Source organism: Pseudomonas azotoformans (genome assembly GCF_900103345.1).
In the GTDB taxonomy this organism is placed as follows: domain Bacteria; phylum Pseudomonadota; class Gammaproteobacteria; order Pseudomonadales; family Pseudomonadaceae; genus Aquipseudomonas; species Aquipseudomonas azotoformans.
Genome location: NZ_LT629702.1, coordinates 1,107,899 through 1,127,390, shown reverse-complemented (window position 1 = coordinate 1,127,390; position 19,492 = coordinate 1,107,899). Strand labels below are relative to the sequence as shown.

13 protein-coding genes are annotated in these 19,492 nt (G+C 60.6%); 9 read left to right on the top strand and 4 right to left on the bottom strand.

From position 1 onward, the window contains the following. Position 1 precedes the first annotated feature (1 nt). The 5 genes from BLR69_RS04805 to BLR69_RS04785 all read left to right on the top strand — a co-directional run bounded on the left by BLR69_RS04805 (position 2) and on the right by BLR69_RS04785 (position 9,209). Positions 2-3,085, top strand: a complete 3,084-nt coding sequence (locus tag BLR69_RS04805; RefSeq protein ID WP_071495829.1) for an efflux RND transporter permease subunit — start codon at positions 2-4, stop codon at positions 3,083-3,085. A gap of 134 nt (positions 3,086-3,219) precedes the next feature. Then, entirely contained in the window at positions 3,220-8,013 is a 4,794-nt protein-coding gene (locus BLR69_RS04800; RefSeq protein WP_083365844.1) for an RHS repeat-associated core domain-containing protein, read from the top strand. Between the two features lie 7 nt (positions 8,014-8,020). Continuing rightward, on the top strand, positions 8,021-8,437 hold the full coding sequence (locus BLR69_RS04795; protein ID WP_071495203.1) for a hypothetical protein: 417 nt from the start codon (positions 8,021-8,023) through the stop codon (positions 8,435-8,437). Positions 8,438-8,544: 107 nt separating this feature from the next. Beyond that, entirely contained in the window at positions 8,545-8,889 is a 345-nt protein-coding gene (locus BLR69_RS31465) for an RNase A-like domain-containing protein (protein WP_307636825.1), read from the top strand. Then, positions 8,886-9,209, top strand: a complete 324-nt coding sequence (locus BLR69_RS04785) for a contact-dependent growth inhibition system immunity protein (RefSeq protein WP_071495204.1) — start codon at positions 8,886-8,888, stop codon at positions 9,207-9,209. The genes BLR69_RS31465 and BLR69_RS04785 overlap by 4 nt, the downstream gene beginning before the upstream one ends. Before the next feature lie 186 nt (positions 9,210-9,395). Here BLR69_RS04785 and BLR69_RS04780 read toward each other — a convergent pair whose 3' ends face one another. From BLR69_RS04780 to BLR69_RS04770, 3 genes are all read right to left on the bottom strand, one after another. Then, positions 9,396-10,625, bottom strand: coding sequence for a M20/M25/M40 family metallo-hydrolase (locus tag BLR69_RS04780; protein ID WP_071495205.1), 1,230 nt, complete (start codon positions 10,623-10,625; stop codon positions 9,396-9,398). Positions 10,626-10,672: 47 nt separating this feature from the next. Further along, positions 10,673-11,731, bottom strand: a complete 1,059-nt coding sequence (locus BLR69_RS04775; protein WP_071495206.1) for a diguanylate cyclase — start codon at positions 11,729-11,731, stop codon at positions 10,673-10,675. Between the two features lie 73 nt (positions 11,732-11,804). Continuing rightward, complete coding sequence (locus tag BLR69_RS04770) at positions 11,805-12,437, bottom strand: LysE family translocator (protein WP_071495207.1); 633 nt, start codon at positions 12,435-12,437, stop codon at positions 11,805-11,807. A 123-nt stretch (positions 12,438-12,560) separates the two neighbouring features. On the opposite strand from BLR69_RS04770, the gene BLR69_RS04765 reads away from it, so the two are divergent. From BLR69_RS04765 to BLR69_RS04755, 3 genes are all read left to right on the top strand, one after another. Continuing rightward, positions 12,561-13,988, top strand: coding sequence for an aminotransferase-like domain-containing protein (locus tag BLR69_RS04765; protein ID WP_071495208.1), 1,428 nt, complete (start codon positions 12,561-12,563; stop codon positions 13,986-13,988). A gap of 213 nt (positions 13,989-14,201) precedes the next feature. Continuing rightward, a complete protein-coding gene (locus tag BLR69_RS04760; RefSeq protein ID WP_028616631.1) occupies positions 14,202-14,942 on the top strand; it encodes a response regulator in 741 nt (246 codons plus the stop codon). Continuing rightward, on the top strand, positions 14,939-16,243 hold the full coding sequence (locus tag BLR69_RS04755; RefSeq protein ID WP_071495209.1) for an ATP-binding protein: 1,305 nt from the start codon (positions 14,939-14,941) through the stop codon (positions 16,241-16,243). The genes BLR69_RS04760 and BLR69_RS04755 overlap by 4 nt, the downstream gene beginning before the upstream one ends. 437 nt (positions 16,244-16,680) lie before the next feature. On the opposite strand, the gene BLR69_RS04750 is transcribed toward BLR69_RS04755, so the two are convergent. Further along, positions 16,681-17,610 (bottom strand): LysR substrate-binding domain-containing protein, encoded by a 930-nt coding sequence (locus BLR69_RS04750; RefSeq protein WP_076955316.1) that lies wholly within the window; start codon positions 17,608-17,610, stop codon positions 16,681-16,683. A 235-nt stretch (positions 17,611-17,845) separates the two neighbouring features. Here BLR69_RS04750 and BLR69_RS04745 point away from each other — a divergent pair, with 235 nt between their 5' ends. Continuing rightward, positions 17,846-19,489, top strand: coding sequence for an ABC transporter substrate-binding protein (locus tag BLR69_RS04745; RefSeq protein ID WP_071495211.1), 1,644 nt, complete (start codon positions 17,846-17,848; stop codon positions 19,487-19,489). Positions 19,490-19,492 lie beyond the last annotated feature (3 nt).

Below are 19,492 nucleotides of genomic sequence, written 5' to 3'. Positions count from 1 at the left end.
CATGCGCGGTATCAACCTCTCTGAACTGGCGGTCAAGCACCGTGCGGTCACGTTGTTCCTGATTATTGCGATCCTCGCCGCCGGGGTGTTCTCGTTCGGCAAACTGGGGCGCGCCGAAGACCCGTCTTTCACCGTCAAGGTGATGACCATCACCGCCGCCTGGCCCGGCGCTACCGCCCAGGAAATGCAGGAGCAAGTGGCCGACCGCCTGGAAAAACGCCTGCAGGAACTGGACTACTACGACCGCGTCGAGACCATCGCCCAGCCGGGTTTCGTGTCGATGCGCATGACCTACAAGGAGTCCACGCGGCCCAGTGAAATCCAGGACCTGTTCTACCAGACCCGTAAAAAACTCAGCGATGAAGCCGCCAAGCTGCCCAAGGGTGTGATCGGGCCGTTCTTCAACGATGAATATTCCGATGTGTACTTTGCGTTGTACGCCCTGGAGGCCGAGCACCTGCCCCATCGGCAACAGGTGCAGATGGCCGAAGAATTGCGCCAGGGTTTCCTCAACCTGCCAGGGGTGAAGAAGGTCAATATCCTTGGCGAGCAGGCGCAACGGGTGTTCGTCGAGTTTTCCTATGAGCGCCTGGCGACGCTGGGCATCAAGCCGGAGCAGATTTTTTCGGCGTTGGCCGCGCAAAACGCCGTGGCGCCGTCGGGCTTCGTCGAGACCGCCGGGGCCCGCGCCTACATCCGTATCGACGGCGCGTTCGACAGCCTGTCACTGATCGAAAACGTGCCGCTGGAAGTCAACGGCCGCGTGCTGCGCATCGCCGATGTGGCCACCGTCAGCCGCGGCTATGAAGACCCGCCCAGTTACCGCATCCGCCACCAGGGCGACCCGGCGCTGATGCTCGGCGTGATCATGGAGAAACACTGGAACGGCCTGGAGCTGGACACGAGCCTCAAGGCCCAGGAAGCCAGAATCCAGGCCGACCTGCCGCTGGGGGTGAACTTCGCCAAGGTCTCCGACCAGGCGAAAAACATCAGCCTGGCGGTGAATGAGTTCATGCTGAAATTCTTCGTCGCCCTGGCGGTGGTGATGATCATCAGCCTGCTGGCGCTGGGCTTTCGCGTGGGGCTGGTGGTGGCCGCGGCGGTGCCACTGACCCTGTCGGTGGTGTTTGTGATCATGCTGCTGACCGGGCGTGAATTCGACCGCATTACCCTGGGCGCGTTGATCATTTCCCTGGGGCTGCTGGTGGATGACGCGATCATCGCCATCGAGATGATGGTGGTGAAACTGGAAGAAGGTTTCGACCGCATCCACGCTGCCACCTTTGCCTGGAGCTCCACGGCGGCGCCGATGCTCACCGGCACGCTGGTGACGATCATCGGCTTTCTGCCGGTGGGTTTTGCGCGCTCCGGTGCCGGGGAATATGCCGGCAATATCTTCTGGATCGTCGGCTTTGCACTGATTTCCTCCTGGCTGGTAGCGGTGGTGTTCACGCCATACCTGGGCGTGAAGCTGCTGCCGCAGATCAAGCCGGTGCCTGGCGGCCATGATGCAATCTACGCCGGGCGTTACTACCAGAAGCTGCGCACGCTTGTGGAAGCGTGCGTGCGTGGGCGCTGGCTGGTGACCGGGCTGGTGGTGGCGGCGTTTGTGCTGTGCGTGCTGGGCATGGGCGTGGTGAAGAAGCAGTTCTTTCCCAACTCCGACCGTTCCGAGCTGATTCTTGAGGTGTACATGCCGCCGGGCAGTGCGTTCAAGAGCACCGAAGCGGTGGCCGCACAGCTGGAAAAAGCTCTGCTGCAAGAGCCGCAAACCACGATGGTCGACACCTATGTGGGCGGCGGTGCGCCACGCTTTTTCCTGTCGCTGAACCCTGAACTGCCGGACCCGGCGTTTGCCAAGCTGATCGTGCAGACCCCGGATTCCCATGCCCGCGATGCATTGAAACTGCGCATGCGCGAGCGGATTGCGGCCGGTGAATTCCCGGCGGCACGGGTGCGCGTCACGCAACTGCTGTTCGGCCCGCCCGTGCCGTTCCCGGTAGTGTTCCGTGTCTCCGGCCCGAATGTGGATGTGCTGCGTGGCATCTCCGAAAACGTGCGCAAAGTTGTCGCCGCCAACAAACTGACCAAGGACGCCTTCCTCGATTGGGGCGAGCGCACCAGCGGGTATCGCCTGGTGCTGGATCAAGACCGCCTGCGCCTGCTGGGCTTCACGCCTAACGAGGTCAAATCCCAGCTCAACGCGTTGCTCAGCGGCAACCCCATCACCGAAGTGCGCGAAGGCAACCGCACCGTCTCCGTGGTCGCCCGCGCCCAGGGCAGCCAGCGCGAAGACCTCGGCAACCTCAACAACATGACGCTCACCAACAGTGCCGGCACCTCCGTGCCGCTGGCCCAGGTCGGGCATTTCCAGGCGGTGATGGAAGAACCGATCCTCAAGCGCCGCAACCGCGCAACCACCGTCGAAGTACGCGCCGACATCATCGACGGCGTGCAACCGCCCGACGTGGAAATGGCTGTGTACAAAGACCTGCAACCGCTGATCGCCAAGCTGCCGGCCGGCTACCAGATCGACATCGGCGGCCCGGTGGAAGAAAGCGCCAAGGCCAACGTCGCCCTGGCTGCGCTGTTCCCGATCATGATCCTGCTGACCCTCACGGTGATCATGTTCCAGGTGCGCTCGTTCGGCGTGATGTTCATGGTCTTCGCCACCGCCCCACTGGGCTTGATCGGAGCGGTGCCGACCTTGCTGCTCTTCAACCAGCCGTTCGGGTTCAATGCAATCCTGGGCTTGATCGGGATTGGCGGGATCCTCATGCGCAACACGCTGATCTTCACCGACCAGATCCGTCAGAATCAGGACCACGGCATGGCCATTCACGAGGCGATCGTCGAGGCCACCGTGCGGCGTGCACGGCCGGTGATCCTGACCGCGCTGGCGGCGGCGCTGGCGTTTATTCCGCTGACGTTGTCGGTGTTCTGGTCGTCCCTGGCCTACGTGCTGATCGGCGGGGTGCTGGTGGGCACGCTGTTGACGCTATTGTTCTTGCCGGCACTGTGCAGCCTGGTGCTGGGGCGGGAGAAGACGAGAGTTGTCGAAACGTCCCACGTAACCGCCGGATAAGCTCTACTCCCCTCCCCTGAAAAGGTCCGCAAAGTCCCTCGCCTGAATACACAGTGCGAGGGATTGCAGATGGACTTTCTGGTTGTTGGAGCTGTTTCTTGAACCCGGCCATTGGCAGGCTGGCCCTGACCCCAATGGATGTGAAGACGGTCGATGTCGAAAGCGTCTTTCGCGATTTCCGGGAATGCCTGAACACCTTTGACGAATGGGCTTCGAGCTTTTGGTGCTTTTCGGCGCTGGATGTCGAACAAGTCTTCAAGGTCGGGGATGAAGTGGCGCTGGTCGCGCCGATCAATCGTTCTCTATACCCAAGCACCACCGTTGCGACTTGCCAGGCCAACGGCAAGTTGACCCTGGTGCACCTGTTCCAAAGCACACGATTGGTCCCCATCGGCAACACGCCGGTGATGTTGCAGCGTGTCGACCCCAACGGCGGCCCACTGGGCGAGCCGATCCACAAGACCATCGGCCCGAGCGGCATTCTCGAAATCGACGAGTGCGCGCGCGACCAGCCATACCGGGTCAGCTTCTATCCCAACGTTTCCAAGGACCACGTCAAGGCACTGTATGCGTCTTATCAGTCGGTGATCGATGGGTTGGAAGTTCGCCTGCGCGAGGAGTGGAAAAACACCTTCGAAGCCCAGTGGAAGGACTACACGGACGCCAGCCCGCTTGATCAACGCAGGTTATTGGAGAAGGCCTTTCTTCATGGAATGGGTAAGGCGCTTTACAGCCTTTGGGACAATTTCACACAACTGTACGAGCTGCTGGCGGACCTCCAGAGCAACAGCCAGAAGCTGCTGCAATACATCTCCCAGGCCGAACTGGATGAACTGCTGAAACTGGGCAAGGACGCCATCGCCCAGGGCCTGCTCGTGCTCAGCGATGAGCCGTTGATGTTTATCTACCTGTCGGCGATCTGCAGCTGGATACGGATGTTGCCGCCGCAAGCGATGAGCGAGGTGATGGGGGAAGTCACCGGCGACGTGTTGATCGCTTTGCTGTTGGTGAGGGTTGCGGGAGCCATGGGCGTGACCGTGCGCCTGGGTGCCCAGGTGCTGAGTCACATCAAGCCTGGCCGGGCTCGCCAGTGGCTGGAGATGCTCGCGGAACAGTTGGTCGGGCCTCGGTTGGACGCGCATGTCGAGGCGGCCAGGCCGTTGCTGCTGGGGAGTCGTGCGACGCCGATCAGGTTGATTCCGGATGCGCCGTTGAAGGCTGGGGATCAAGTGGTTGCCAACGCGGTGCCGGTGGTGCGCAGCAAGTCCCAGCGAACCGTGCTGGTTCAGCAAGAGCATGTGGATGATGTGCCGGTTTCTGCTCGAAACCCGAATGGGGATGCGGCGGCGCCTGCGGACAAGACCGCCACCAACGGCTGCCCGGTGTCGATGGTCACCGGCGAGGAATTGCTGACCCTGACCGATGGGACGCTGGACGGGATCTTGTCGTTTGAGTGGACCCGGTTGTACCGCACCAGTGCGGTGGAAATGGATTGCGGGCTGGGGTTTGGCTGGAGTCACTCGCTGGCGCATCGGCTGGTGGTTGAGGGTGATTCGGTTGTTTGGACCGATCATGAGAATCGGTCGACGACCCTGCCCTTGCCTACGGCTTCTCGGCCTGCGATCACCAACAGTCTTGCAGAAGCGGCGATCTATTTGGGTTCGCTGCCTGATGAACTGATGCTGGCTCAGGCGTCACGTTTCTACCACTTTCGCGACGGTGTGCTGACAGCGATCAGCGATGCGTATGACAACCGCCTGCGCATTTCCCGCGATTTTCTGGGGCGTGTTGAGCGGGTGGATAACGGGGTCGGGCGCTCGTTGCATTTGCGCTATGCGTCGGGCCGCATCGTGGCGGTGGATTACCAGATTCATCGCGTCGTGGATGACGGTCCGTTTGTTTGGGTGACGGAGCAGACGGTTGTTTCCTACGCCTATGACGAGCTGGGACGACTGGTTTCAGCGACCAACGCGGTCGGCGAAAGCGAGGTTTATCGGTACGACGAACAGCACATCATTCTTGAACGCGGTTTGGCCGGTGGCGCGAGTTTTTTCTGGGAGTGGGAACGGTCTGGCAAGGCCGCGCGATGTGTGCGGCATTGGGCGAGTTTCTCGCAGATGGACACGCGTTATGCCTGGGATGACAACGGCCAGGTCACGGTGTTTAACGCCGATGGTAGCCAGGAAGTCTACGTGCATGACCAGCGGGCGCGGCTGGTGCAGCGGGTGGATCCGGACGGGGCCGAGCACTTTAAATCCTACGATGAAAAAGGCCGGCTGACGGTTGAGCAGGATCCGCTGGGAGCGATCACGGCGTATCAGTACGACGAAGCCGGGCGCTTGGTGGCGGTGTTTCCGGGGGACGATGAGCCGAAGACCTACGAACATGACAATGGGTTCGTACGGGTTGTAAGGCGGGGTCAGGCGGTTTGGAAGTATGAGCGCAATGACCAGGGCGATGTCATTCGCAAGATCGATCCTGACGGTCACGTTACCGATTACACCTACAACAAATATGGGCAGCTGATTGGAGTTTGGTACCCGGATCACAGCTGTCAGCGGCTGGTGTGGAACGAGCGTGGGCAGTTGCTTGAGGAGCAGTTGCACAATGGTGGGATCAAGCGTTATCGCTATGACGATCTCGGGCGGCAGATTGCGCGGGAAGATGAACACGGCGGGCTGACCCAGTATCAGTGGGACAGCGTGGGTCGGTTGACTCGCGTTGTGCTGCCAGGCGGCGAGTTCAGGGAATACAGCTACAACCCCTACGGAAAAATCACCGCCGAACGCGATGAACTCGGGCACGTCACCCGCTACGAATACGCCGACGGCCTGCACCTGATCAGCCGCCGCATCAATGCCGATGGTACACAGGTCAACTACCGCTACGACAACGCGCGGTTACTGCTGACTGAAATCGAAAACGAAGTTGGCGAGACCTACCGACTCCAGTACCACAACAACGGCCTGATCCAGCAGGAAACCGGCTTTGACGGTCAGCGCACGGCGTACGTGTACGACCTCAACGGCAACCTTCGGGAAAAGACCGAACACGGCGATGACGGCAGTCAGTTGGTTACCCGCTACGAGCGCGATTACGCCGGACGCCTTGTCAGAAAAACCCTACCCGATGGCAATACCGTCGATTACACCTACGACCGCCAGGGCAACCTCCTCAGCGTCGAAGACGGCCACTGGTCCCTGGCCTACGAGTACGACAGCCAAAACCGCCTCACCGCCGAACACCAAGGCTGGGGCACCCTGCGCTACGGCTACGACGCCTGCGGCCAGCTGCAAAACCTGCGCCTGCCAGACAACAACCGCCTCACCTTCAATCACGACAAAGGCGGTCACCTCGCCACCGTCGAACTGAATGGCTCGGTACTCACCTCACACCTGTTCAAGGCCGGCCGCGAACAGCAACGCCAACAAGGCCAACTGCTAAGCCACTACCAACACGACCACCAGGGACGCCTGTTCAACCAGAGCATCGTTGATGCCGAAGGCCCGGTCTACCGACGCCACTACGACTACGACAAATCCGGCAACCTCACCCGCCTGCTCGACACCCGCAAAGGCGAACACCGCTACCACTACGACCCACTCAGCCGCCTCACCCGCGCCGATCACACCCAAGGCGAGCAAGAACGCTTCGGCCACGACCCCGCCGGCAACCTGCTCATGCACAACCGCCCCGGCCCCGACATCGTCGCCGGCAACCGCCTGATGATCCAGGGCGACCACCATTACGACTATGACGCCTTCGGCAACCTGATTCGCGAACGCCGCGGTAAGGGCCATCAACTTGTCACCGAATACCGCTACGACTGTCAGCATCGTCTGATCGGCGTTAAGACGCCCAACGGCCAGACCGCCAGCTACCGCTACGACCCGTTTGGGCGGCGTATCAGCAAAACCGTTGATGGGATTACGACCGAGTTCTTCTGGCAAGGCGACAAACTCATCGCCGAACACCACGCGGATCGGCACCGCAGCTACCTCTATGAACCGGACAGCTTTCGCCCGCTGGCGCTGCTGGAAGGTTTCGGCCCCAAGGAAACCAAGGCCTATCACTACCAACTTGACCATCTGGGCACGCCGCAGGAACTCACCGCCCCGGATGGCGAAATCGTCTGGTCCGCGCATTACCGTGCCTACGGCGAAATCAGCCGACTCGACATCGGAAAAGTCGACAATCCGCTGCGTTTCCAGGGCCAATATTTCGATCAAGAAAGTGGGCTGCACTACAACCGCCATCGCTACTACAATCCGGATGTTGGTCGTTACCTGACGCCGGATCCGGTGAAGCTGGCGGGTGGGATCAATGCGTACCAGTACGTGCCCAACCCTACCGGATGGGTAGATCCGCTGGGCTTAAGTAGCTGCCCTGGCGACGAGTGTAAACCTAACGTTCCTCCTACCCCTCGGAGGCCTAACGTCGATGAAGGCGCACCTGCTCTACCTCAACTACCGCGAACTAATGGACAGTCGAGAATAGATGCACTGACAGAGGCAAATGCAAAACGAAGGGTGCTGAGCTGGGAGCAGGAATACGATATGCATACGGTTGAAAAGCATGGCCCAGAGATACCAGATAGCGCGTTAAAACAACGATCTATTGATGGAACAAATCCAACGACTGGGGAGAGCGGGTATATCAGCTCCAGCTCCCAATTTAACTCTTGGAAAATGCAACTCCACGCTATAAACAAGGCCTTGGGCAAGATGCATGGCGATTCGCCATCCCCCACAGGTTTGGATAATGCAGGCAACCCAGTGGTCGTGGTCGAACTGCCTGGGGCCGGGCGAGGCTATAAACCTAATACCGGGGACTTGAACAACCCCAGATACATTGAAAGCCTGGACAGAGCAGAAATCAGATTTGATCGACACAATCCGACTCGACCATTCACCGCTTTCCCGAAGTGAGCAGATCATGCTGAAATCCCCATTCATGGACACACCCTACACTCCTAATGTCTCTCATTTATTAGGAGCCTTATCGATATACGACCTTGAGGAAACGGTTGGAAAAGAGCTATGGAAGCATGACCCTAACAATCATCAAGACAGGGAAAAAATCATAATTTCTTTCGTCCTGAAAGACCTTATGCACCTTTCCTACAGGCATCGTTTTATACTGATTTCTGCTCTCAAAGACGCATTAGACAACCCCGACTTTGACTTTTCGAAAGAATTTGAGAACGATTACGACAAGTACATAACCATGGCTTGGACCGAAACAGAAATAGCCGACCCCCGAGGCTTCTTCGCCGACATCTATCGACTCGCCAACAAGGTCTGGAAGGAAGACCTCCAAAAAGCCAGCCTCGAAGACCAGTCAACCTGGTAACCCAAACACCGCCCTCCAAGGCAACACAACCCCTCTGTGGCGAGCAGGCTTGCCCTGCGTTGGGCCGCAAAGCGGCCCCAATCCAGGCGATGGGTGTTTTCAGGTAAATCAGCATTGTCTGTTTTGGGGCTGCTGCGCAGCCCAACGCAGGGCAAGCCTGCTCACCACAACAAGAGCCACACATCCCGGCAGCCTCAACCTTCCACGACAGATCAACAGCAGAGCGAGAAATATCGAGCGTACTGGATCAAAACAAAGTCAAAATCGGTAACTTTTTAAAAGGGACAAACAATCAAATTGTCATCATTCAAAAAACTGAACACCCCACAGGCACAAGATTTAAAAAGAACAGCACAACAGCCGTTTCGGGAAAGGAAATTTACCTGATAATCCGTAGAGACCATAACATGCATACTGGCTACCGAATTCATACTGGATTTCCAAACCCATGAATAAAGACTATCCCAAACTACAGCAGTTTCTTGCCTGCTACTTCAATCAAGACTGGGTTTACGACCACGAAAAAGCGGACGATGCTATTGAATTCTTTATCTCTGAATCATCTGAAGATACGATACTAGAAGTACAAGCAGAACTAAATAAACTAATGTGCAGCGGAAAGACAGAGCAAGAGCTTGAAAATTACTTATTCAGCGATATCGGTTGCTACTATTATTATCGTAGCGAATGGTCCGACGGACTAACTTGGTTGAGGCATGTTGTGTCAATCCTAAAAAACGGAACCCCTCAAATCAAAGATGAAAAAATCTAAATGGTGGCAAAGGGTGCTATATCCGCTCATGTGGCGAGCAGGCTTGCCCTGCGTTGGGCCGCGAAGCGGCCCCAATCCAGGCGATGAGTATTTTCAGGTAAACCGGCATTGTCTGTTTTGGGGCTGCTGCGCAGCCCAACGCAGGGCAAGCCTGCTCACCACAAAAGGGTGTCAATCAGCGGAAAATCACCGCTTCGAAAGCTCCATAATCATCCGACTCAACAGATACACCCGCGGCACCACACTCTCCACCTCCGCATACTCCTCCGGCGTATGAATATTCCCGCCAACAATCCCAAACCCATCCAACGTCGGCGTGCCCACCCCGGCTGACAAGCTGGCATCCGCCGCGCCGCCACTGCCTTCGATCGTCAAGGTCTTGCCCAACTCCCCATAAATCCCCTGGGCAATCGCCACCAATTTGTCCGACTCCGGCGTCTGCGGCATCGGTGGCAGCCCACGCTGCAAGCTGGTCTTCACTTCGGTTTCGGGGATCAGTTTGTTCGCCGATACCCGTGCCAGGTCTTGCTCGATGCGGTCAAACTCTTCCGGCAATGCCGCGCGCACGTCGGCCTTGGCGGTGGCCTGGTCGGGAATGACGTTGGTGCGGTCGCCGGCCTTGATCACGGTGAAGTTGATGGTGGTTTTCTTCTCAGCATCCCCCAGCTCGCCCAGTTGCAGGATCTGGTGTGCCGCTTCCATGGCGGCGTTGCGGCCGAGTTCCGGGGCGACGCCGGCGTGGGCGGCTTTGCCTTTGACTTCGACCACGGCGGTGGCGCTGCCTTTGCGCCACACCACCAGGCCGTCGGCTGGGCGCCCGGGTTCGAGGTTGAGGGTGACGTCGTGGGCCTTGGCGGTTTGGCGGATCAACTCGGAGGCGGCGTCGGAGCCGGTCTCTTCGCTGGCGTCGAGCAGGAAGGTGATTTGCGCGTAGTCCTTGAAGCCCTGGTCCTTGAGGACTTTGAGCGCGTAGATGCCGGCGACGATGCCGCCCTTGTCATCCATCACGCCAGGGCCATAGGCGCGGCCGTCCTTGATGTGGAACGGACGCTCGGCGGCCGAGCCTTCCTTGAACACCGTGTCCATGTGGGCCATCAGCAGGATTCGGGCTTTGCCGGTGCCTTTGAGGGTGGCGACCACGTGGCTGTTGTTGGCGGCCTTGTCCGGCACCAGCTGGATGGAAAAGCCCAGCTGTTTCAACTCATCCACGGCGATGTCGCGCACTTGGGTCAGGCCTGGTTCATAACCTGAACCCGAGTCGATATTGACCAGGCGCTCCAGCAGTTTCAGGGCGTCGGCCTTGTACTGTTCGGATTGGGCCTGGATCTGTTTATGGGGCTCGGCGCTGTAGGCCGGCACGGCGAAGGACATGGCCAGGGTGGCGGCCAGGAGGGTACGGCGGAAGGTGAAGAGCATGAACCGATCCTTGTTTTTGTTGGAAGGTGCCGCCACACCCTACCCCACTAGACCGATCGCAACCAACCCTCCTGCGCGGCACTGACACGATTGCGCCCACTGCTTTTGGCGTCGTACAAGGCCTCGTCGGCGTCATTGAGCCAACTGGTCGAATCCGCGTGGGTCGGTTGATACGGCGCCAGGCCGATGCTCAGGCTGGCGCGCAGGGTCGGGTCCTGGGCGTAGGCCAAGGCGTTGAAGCGATCGCGCAAGGCGTCCATCACTTCGGTGGCGCGGTTGAGCGGCATACCCGGCAGGATCACGCAGAACTCGTCGCCACCGTAACGCCCGGCCAGGTCGGTGGCGCGCAGGTTCTGGCGCAGCACTTTGCTCAGCTGGCGCAGGACGATATCGCCGGTGACATGGCCGTAGGTGTCATTGATGGTCTTGAAATGGTCAATGTCGATCAGCGCGATGGCGGCGCCCATGGAATCCCGGCGACAGCGTTGGAACTCGATTTCAAGGTGGTCCTTCCAGGCACCGTGGTTGAGCAGGCCGGACAAGCTGTCGGTGCGACTCAGGGCCAACAGTTCACGCTTGTGGCGGGCCAGGGTCACCGCCTGGCGGTAGCAGATCCAGCCCAGGGCCAATGGGTACAGCATCAGGATCGGCAGGCAGGCGTAGAGCTGCGCCTGGCTGGTGACGGCAATGAATGCCGGCGCGAAGATCAGCAGCGCCGCGCCGATACCCAGCCCCTGCGCCACCCACCCCGCCAGCATGAAGCGCGGACCGCCGATGGCCACGTTGTTCATGGTCATCATCGACAGGGTGGTCACGCTGGGCAGCGGGTTGAAGTGCATGGCGCCGACCCAGAACCCACCGCAAAAGGAATCAAACAGCAGGTTGCGCCGTTCACCGCGCAGTGCGTTGGTGGTGCGCAAGGTCAATTGAAACGCCAGGTGCGGCCAGATGAACGCGTTGATCACCATCCAGGCCCACACCCACCAGGCGGGGTCCAGGGGATACATCCCGAACACCACGCAGACAAAACCGAGCGTCAGCCCGAGGGTGCGGGATTTGTACAGCCGTGAAGCGAGCGGAAGTCCGTTTCCTTCTGCAGCTGACATGGCGGGGTGAAATCCTGAGTGAATGCCAGGAGTCTATCAGGGCACCGGCAATTCGCCACTACCACTCATAAGCTCAGTGGGCAAAGCCCCGCGCCAGCATCAACGCCACGCCCAACAGCAAAACAGCCGTGATGCGTTGCAGCAGCACACGCCGCCTGGGGTTTTCCAATACATGCTTGATGCGCTGGCCGAAGTAGCAATACAGGCAGCCGCTGGCGAATTGCAGCAACAGGAACGTCAGCCCGAGAATACCAATGTCCACCGCCGAACTGTGCCCCCCGACGCCGGCGAACTGCGGGAACACCGCACTGAACAGGATGATGGCCTTGGGGTTGGAAAACCCGGTGAGCAAACCCTTGCCGAACAGGCTGCGCGCACCCTCCACCGCACCGGCACGGTCCAGCGCCAGGCCGCTGCTGGTCCACTGTTTGTAGGCCAGGTAAAGGATATAGGCGACGCCGACCAGCTGGATGCCCTGGGTGATGGCCAGGTTGCCCTTGATCAACTCCGAGAAGCCCACAGCAAAGATCAGGATCGAAATCAGGTACGACACACTGGCGCCGATCTGCGCCGGGATCGAACGGCGCAGGCCGTCGCGCAGGCCCAGACTCAACAGCAGCAGGGTCATAGGCCCGGGGCTGAAGGTGATGGTGGCGCAAAACAGCAGGAAGTACAGAAACGAAGAAAGGGTCAACACGCTTGTCATGGCCACAGACCTGAGGAATAGAGCGCGCAGTCTAGGCAGTCGGCGTTGCGCAAAGCAGGTAAAGTGAGGCCTAATCCGCCCGAACTTCACCGGTAAAATCACCGGCAAAGATAAGGAAGCTGCATGTTCGTATCGGCCATCGCCTTTGTAGAGGGCACCCCCAAAGTGCAACAGATCGTCGAGGCGTTCAGCCAGGCCATCGAAAACGGCGAATGGGCACCCGGCAGCAAGTTGCCCTCGGTGCGCGAACTGACCCAGACCCTGGGCGTGAGCAAGTTCACCCTCAACGAAGCCCTCGACCGTCTGCGCGGGCGCAACCTGCTCACCTCCAGCCAAGGCCGCGGCTATTTCGTCGCCGCAGACAGCGTCCGGCCGGCCCTGGCCGCGTGGGTCGAGTTGCTGCCCCAGGACCTGTTGAGCGTCTTGCGCCGCCCCCTGGCCACGGTCTACGGCGACCTGCGCCCCGGCGGCGGTCACTTGCCCGAGGCCTGGCTGGACAGCGAAGCGATCCGCCAAGCCATGCGCAGCGTGGTGCGTGCGCCTTCGTTACGTATCGCCGGGATGGGTACGCCGGCCGGGCTGCTGCCGTTGCGCCAGGCGCTGCAACAGAAACTGCACGGCGAAGGTTTGTCGGTCTCGGTGGAACAGATCATCACCACCCCCAACACCGTGCAAGGCCTGGACATGCTCATGCGCCTGCTCGCACGCCCCGGCGACACCGTGCTGCTGGACACGCCGTGCTACTTCAACTTCCACGCCAACCTGGCGCTGCATGGGGTCAAGGTGGTAACGATCCAGCGCCGTCCCGACGGTTTTGACTTCGCGGCCCTCGAACAACTACTGGCAGAACATCGTCCCAGCCTGTACCTGACCACCAGCGTGCTGCAAAACCCGACCGGTCATACCTTCAGCCCCGGCCAGGCCTTTCGCCTGCTGCAACTGACCCAACAGTACGCTTGCCATATCGTCGAAGACGACCTCTACGGCGACCTGCACCCCAACCCACCGCCGCGCCTGGCAGCCCTCGCCGGACTGGACCAGGTCACTTACCTGTCGGGCTTCTCCAAGAGCCTGAGCGCCAACGCCCGCGTCAGCTTCGTGGTGGCAGCGCCGCAACTGGCGGCGAACCTGACCAACATGAAACTGATGAGCGGCGGTGTCACCTCCGAACTGTTCGAGCAGATCGTGTACCGCATGCTCAGCGAAGGCAGCTACGCCAAGCACCGCAAGCGTATGGTGCAGCGCTTGATGGAAGCCGGCGGACGGGTCGAGCAATGGCTCAAACGTTGTGGCTGCGAACTGCCGATGGGCTATGAAGGCGGAATGTTTATCTGGGCGCACCTGCCGCCCGGCGTGAACGGTGAACAGCTGGCCCAGGAAGGCTTGAAACAGGGCATGGTGCTGGCGCCCAGCACACTGTTTGGCTACGACGCGACACACCGTGACGCCATGCGTTTCAACGTGGCCCACAGCGATGATCCCCAGGTGCAGCAGGTGTTTGAAGCCCTGAGCAGATCCGCCACCTGTAGGAGCGAGCTTGCTCGCGAATAAACACAACAATAACGCGTTAAGGCTGGATGTCCGCAGTGCCTATGAGGTCTTCGCGAGCAAGCTCGCTCCTACAGGGTTAGGCGTTCGTGCCAGTATTTTTGCCTCGTCGTGTATCTCCTTATCGCCAGATACACTGCAATACAAAGGGCACAAGGCAAGGCCGTCGCCAATGGCTAGACTGCGCTCCAACGAGCATTTAACGAGGAAGGCAGCATGGATCATGTCGATCACATCCTGATCGTCGATGACGACCGGGAGATCCGCGAACTGGTGGGCAACTACCTGAAAAAGAACGGCATGCGTACCACGGTGGTCGCCGACGGCCGCCAGATGCGCAGCTTCCTCGACACCACCCCGGTGGACCTGATCGTGCTGGACATCATGATGCCCGGCGACGACGGTTTGCAGCTGTGCCGCGAGCTGCGGGTGGGCAAGCACAAAGCCACGCCGGTGTTGATGCTGACCGCACGCAACGATGAAACCGACCGCATCATCGGCCTGGAAATGGGCGCGGACGATTACCTGGTCAAACCGTTCGCCGCCCGTGAGCTGCTGGCGCGCATCAACGCGGTGCTGCGCCGCACACGAATGCTGCCGCCGAACCTGGTGGTCAGCGAAACCGGGCGGCTGATCCGCTTCGGCCGCTGGCGCCTGGACACCACCGCCCGCCACCTGCTCGACGAAGACGACACCCTGGTCGCCCTGAGCGGCGCCGAATACCGCCTGCTGCGGGTGTTCCTCGATCACCCCCAACGCGTGCTCAACCGCGACCAGTTGCTCAACCTGACCCAGGGCCGCGACGCCGATCTGTTCGACCGTTCCATCGACCTGCTGGTGAGCCGCCTGCGCCAACGCCTGCTGGACGACGCCCGCGAACCGGCCTACATCAAGACCGTGCGCAGCGAGGGCTACGTGTTCTCCCTGCCGGTGGAAATCCTCGGGGCCGAGCAATGACCTTAAGGTTTGGCTGGCCGCGTACCCTGGCGTCACAGTTGTCGCTGATCTTCCTGATCAGCCTGGTGTGCGCCCATGGCTTGTCCTTCAGTGCGCAGTTCTATGAGCGCTACATCAGCGCGCGCACCGTCATGCTGGGCAACCTGGAAAACGACGTGGCCACCTCGGTGGCGATCCTCGACCGGCTGCCCGCCAACGAGCGCGCCAGCTGGCTGCCGCGCCTGGATCGGCAAAACTACCGCTACCTGCTCAACGCCGGGGAAACCGGCGAGCCGATGCGCAGCGACGACGTGCCCATGGCCGCTACCTCGATTGCCGATGCATTGGGTGAACACTACGCGCTGACCTTCCGCGACATCCCCGGGATGCAGAAACACTTCCAGGCCCACCTGACACTGGCCGACGGCAACCCGATCACCCTCGACGTGCGCCCCTCCATGCTGCCCGTGGCGTACTGGCTGCCGGTGGTGCTGGTGCTGCAACTGGCGCTGCTGCTGGGCTGCACCTGGTTTGCCGTGCGCCTGGCCATCCGCCCGCTGACCCGCCTGGCGCGCGCCGTGGAAACCCTCGACCCCAACGCCCATCCCACGCCGCTGGACGAAACAGGCCCCACCGAAGTGGCCCACGCTGCGGTCGCGTTCAACGCCATGCAACAGCGTATCGCCGAATACCTCAAGGAACGCATGCAGATCCTCGCGGCGATTTCCCATGATCTGCAAACCCCGATCACCCGCATGAAACTGCGCGCCGAATTCATGGAGGATTGTGCCGAACGCGACAAACTCTGGAGCGATCTGGGCGAGATGGAACACCTGGTGCGCGAAGGTGTGGCCTATGCCCGCAGCGTCCACGGCGCCACCGAAGCCAGCCACCGCATCAACCTCGACGCCTTCCTTGACAGCCTGGTGTTCGACTACCAGGACATGCACAAACAGGTGAGCCTCAGCGGCAAAAGCGCGGTCGTACTCGACACGCGCCCCCACGCCCTGCGCCGGGTGCTGGTGAACCTGGTGGACAACGCCCTCAAGTTCGCCGGCGCCGCGCAGCTGGAAGTCGGGTCGACGGCCGATGGCGAGCTGTCGATCAAGGTGCTGGACAACGGCCCAGGCATTGCCGAGGACGAGCTGGTGCAGGTGATGCAGCCGTTCTACCGCGTGGAAAGCTCACGCAACCGCGGCACCGGCGGCACCGGCCTGGGGCTGGCGATTGCGCAACAACTGGCCGTGGCCATCGGAGGCTCCCTGACCTTGAGCAACCGCGCAGAAGGCGGATTGTGCGCACAGATCAAGATCAAGTTGTGACGTGGCACCGGTTAAAAACCCCATGTAGGAGCCGGCTTGCCGGCGATACAGACACCGTTGCAATCAGGCAGACCGAATCGATGCCATCGCCAGCAAGCCGGCTCCTACAGGACCGCGTATCTACGATGCGAAGCGAGTCGCTCTTGATCTCGATCTGGCTTTTGATCTTAGGCGCCCCGTCAAACACGCTGGCCGGAATTCGACAGGGATTTGGGGGGTAAACCGGCAGGGATGCCGGTTTAGCCGCCCCGCGCCATGGATGGCGCGTGGCGGCGGCCCCCCAAATCCCTGGCGGATTACGGGCACACCGAGCGTGAGCGAGGTGCCGAGTGTTGGGGCAAGAGCCTTTTGCTTACTTTTGGGCTTTTCAAAAGTGAGCCGCCGTAAGGGCGGAACCATAAGCGGCCATTACCCAAATAACGGATATGTACTCCCAATCAACTAACCGCCGTAGAAGGCTCCAACTGCCGCTGCGCCAACCAGATCTCCTCCTGCAACCACTGGCTGAACACCTGCAACTGCGGCATGTCCGTCTGCTCCGGCCGGGTCACCAGCCAATACGACTGATGCCCCTCCACATGCACATTGAGCACCTGGGTCAACTGCCCGGATGCCAGCTCCGCCGCCACCATATGCCAGTCGGCAATGGTGATGCCCAGCCCGTCGGTAGCGGCGCGGATCGCCAGGTCCAGCAGGTCGAACTCATAGCCGCCCTGGGTGTCCACGCCCTGGATGCGCGCCGCGTCCAGCCAGTGTTTCCACGTCAGGTAGCGCTGGTCCTCACTGGCCAGCACATGCAGTAACGTCATGCGATTGAGGTCGACACCATCGCTGCATTCACGGGCGTACAACGACGGCGCACACACGGCGATATGCCGCTCCTGGATCAACAGCGAACTGTCCAACCCATCCCACTCACCATTGCCAAATCGAATCGCGCAATCGAGGGTGCTGGTCTGCGCCAGGCTGTCCTGCAGGCACGTGGTGATGCTCAATTCAAGTTCAGGGTGGGCTTCGCGCAGGCGCCCCAGGCGCGGCATCAACCAACGGCTGGTGAAGGTTGGCGGCGCGTTGACGTGCAGGCGGTTGGAGTGGGTTTTCTGCTGGATACTGCGCACCGTCAACTCGATCTTGTCGAAGGATTGGTGCAGCGCACGCAGCAACACGCGGCCGGCGCTGGTCAGTTCGAGGTGATGGTGGCGGCGCTCCAGCAGGTGCTCGCCCAACTGTTCTTCCAACTGCCGAACCTGACGGCTGACCGCACTCTGGGTCACGTTCAACAGCTCGGCAGCCCGGGTAAAACTGCCGGTACTGCCGGCTACTTCGAACGCCTTGAGGGCATTGAGACCGGGCATTTTGCGTTTCATGACGAGCACTCGAAGACGACTGACGAGACGCCAAGCATCCCATGAGCCGTAGGAAATTTCCTAGCCAACATGATTTTTTGTATCAACCGGCGCGTCTATCTCGACGCCTTTAACCCGTGGCGCGGACTAACATGCATTTAACGCACGTTTAACCGCTGATTTAATCGTTTGTCGATCTTTGCGCGGATGACAAAACTGCGGGCATCTCTAATAAAAACAACATGAGAGCAGCCCCATGTCCGACTCCAACGTTCTAGCGACCCTGGACGGTAACGCGCCGCACCCCGCCGTCGACGCACTGTGCAACCAAGTGCAACGCGGCGAGATCAACCGCCGCCAATTCCTGCGCACCGCCGCCCTGCTCGGCATCACAGTGGCCAGTGCCTCCAGCTTCATCGGCTCGGCCCTGCTGGGCAACGACGCTCAGGCTTCCGACGGCACGCCCGCCCGTCAAGGTGGCAGCCTGCGGTTTGCCTGCGCCATCCAGGAAATCCAGGACCCGATGCTGATTACCTGGATCGAAGCCTCGAACCTGTTGCGCAACTCTCTGGAATACCTGACCTGGGTCGACGCCGACAACATCACCCACCCGTACCTGGCCGAAAGCTGGAGCCCCTCCGACGACCTCACCACCTGGACCTTCAACCTGCGCCAGGACGTGAAGTGGAGCAACGGTGACGGGTTCAACGTCGACGACGTGCAGCACAATATCCAACGCTGGATCGCCGCCGACTCCAAGTCGGTCAACCGCACCGCGTTCCAGGACATCAAGGCCTTCGAAAAAGTCAGCGACTACCAGTTCCGCCTGCACCTCAAGCGACCGATCCTGGCCATTCCGGAAATGCTCAACGCCTTCACCTGCGCCATCGTGCACCGCAGCTTCAAGGCGGGCGATGACTGGGCCAGGAACCCACTGGCCACCGGTCCGTTCAAGCTGGTGTCGTTTGCGGTGAACAAGCAGGCGACCTTCGCCAAACGCGCCGACTATTGGGACAAACCGGCCAACCTCGACGAATTGCGCTACATCGACATGGGCACCGACGTGTCCACCCACCTCGCCGCCCTGCAAGCCGGGCAAGTCGACGTGCTGTACCGCGTGACCGTGGCCGAACTGGACCTGGCCAAGCGCCTGCCCGGTGCACAGTTGCTCAGCTGCAAATCCGCGCAGACCGTGGTGATGCGTATGGCCTGCGACCAGCAACCGTTCACCGATGTGCGGGTGCGCAAAGCCGTGGTGCTCTGCGCCGACAACGCGCAAATGCTCAAGGTCGCCTATCGCGGCATGGGCACCCTGGGCGAAGACCATCATGTGGCGCCGTCCCATCCCGAATATTTCCCGCTGCCCAAGCGCGAACGCGATGTGGCGGCGGCGAAAAAACTCCTGGCCGAAGCCGGCTTTGCCAATGGCCTCGACATCGATCTGATCGTCGGCAACACCCAAGGCCGCTATGAGCAGGACTGCGCGCAGATTCTGCAACAGAATTGCCTGGAAGCCGGTATCCGCATCAACCTCAAAGTGGTGCCCGCCGCGCAGTACTGGCCGATCTGGGACAAGGCCGCCTTCAGCCTCACCTACTGGGCGCATCGCCCGCTCGGCGTGATGTCCCTGGAACTGGCCTATCGCGGCGGTGGCGCCTGGAATGAAAGCCACTACAGCGACCCGGCCTTCGATGCCGCCCTGGACAAAGCCATGGGCATCATCGACCCCAAACAACGCGCCGTGGCCATGCAAAACGTCGAGCAGATCCTGCAGGACGCGTGCGTGATCGTGCAGCCGTTCTGGGGCGACAAGTTCACCGCCGTGAGCAAAAAGGTACAGGGCTTCCAGGTGCACCCTTCCGACTTCTACCCCATGGGCAATGTCTGGCTGAGCGCCTGAATC

Bases quoted from the DNA above. Each gene is read 5' to 3' on its own strand.
- BLR69_RS04805 (WP_071495829.1), top strand. From the start codon at position 2: ATGCGCGGTATCAACCTCTCTGAACTGGCGGTCAAGCACCGTGCGGTC.
- BLR69_RS04800 (WP_083365844.1), top strand. From the start codon at position 3,220: ATGGATGTGAAGACGGTCGATGTCGAAAGCGTCTTTCGCGATTTCCGG.
- BLR69_RS04795 (WP_071495203.1), top strand. From the start codon at position 8,021: ATGCTGAAATCCCCATTCATGGACACACCCTACACTCCTAATGTCTCT.
- BLR69_RS04785 (WP_071495204.1), top strand. From the start codon at position 8,886: ATGAATAAAGACTATCCCAAACTACAGCAGTTTCTTGCCTGCTACTTC.
- BLR69_RS04780 (WP_071495205.1), bottom strand. From the start codon at position 10,625: ATGCTCTTCACCTTCCGCCGTACCCTCCTGGCCGCCACCCTGGCCATG.
- BLR69_RS04775 (WP_071495206.1), bottom strand. From the start codon at position 11,731: ATGTCAGCTGCAGAAGGAAACGGACTTCCGCTCGCTTCACGGCTGTAC.
- BLR69_RS04770 (WP_071495207.1), bottom strand. From the start codon at position 12,437: ATGACAAGCGTGTTGACCCTTTCTTCGTTTCTGTACTTCCTGCTGTTT.
- BLR69_RS04765 (WP_071495208.1), top strand. From the start codon at position 12,561: ATGTTCGTATCGGCCATCGCCTTTGTAGAGGGCACCCCCAAAGTGCAA.
- BLR69_RS04760 (WP_028616631.1), top strand. From the start codon at position 14,202: ATGGATCATGTCGATCACATCCTGATCGTCGATGACGACCGGGAGATC.
- BLR69_RS04755 (WP_071495209.1), top strand. From the start codon at position 14,939: ATGACCTTAAGGTTTGGCTGGCCGCGTACCCTGGCGTCACAGTTGTCG.
- BLR69_RS04750 (WP_076955316.1), bottom strand. From the start codon at position 17,610: ATGAAACGCAAAATGCCCGGTCTCAATGCCCTCAAGGCGTTCGAAGTA.
- BLR69_RS04745 (WP_071495211.1), top strand. From the start codon at position 17,846: ATGTCCGACTCCAACGTTCTAGCGACCCTGGACGGTAACGCGCCGCAC.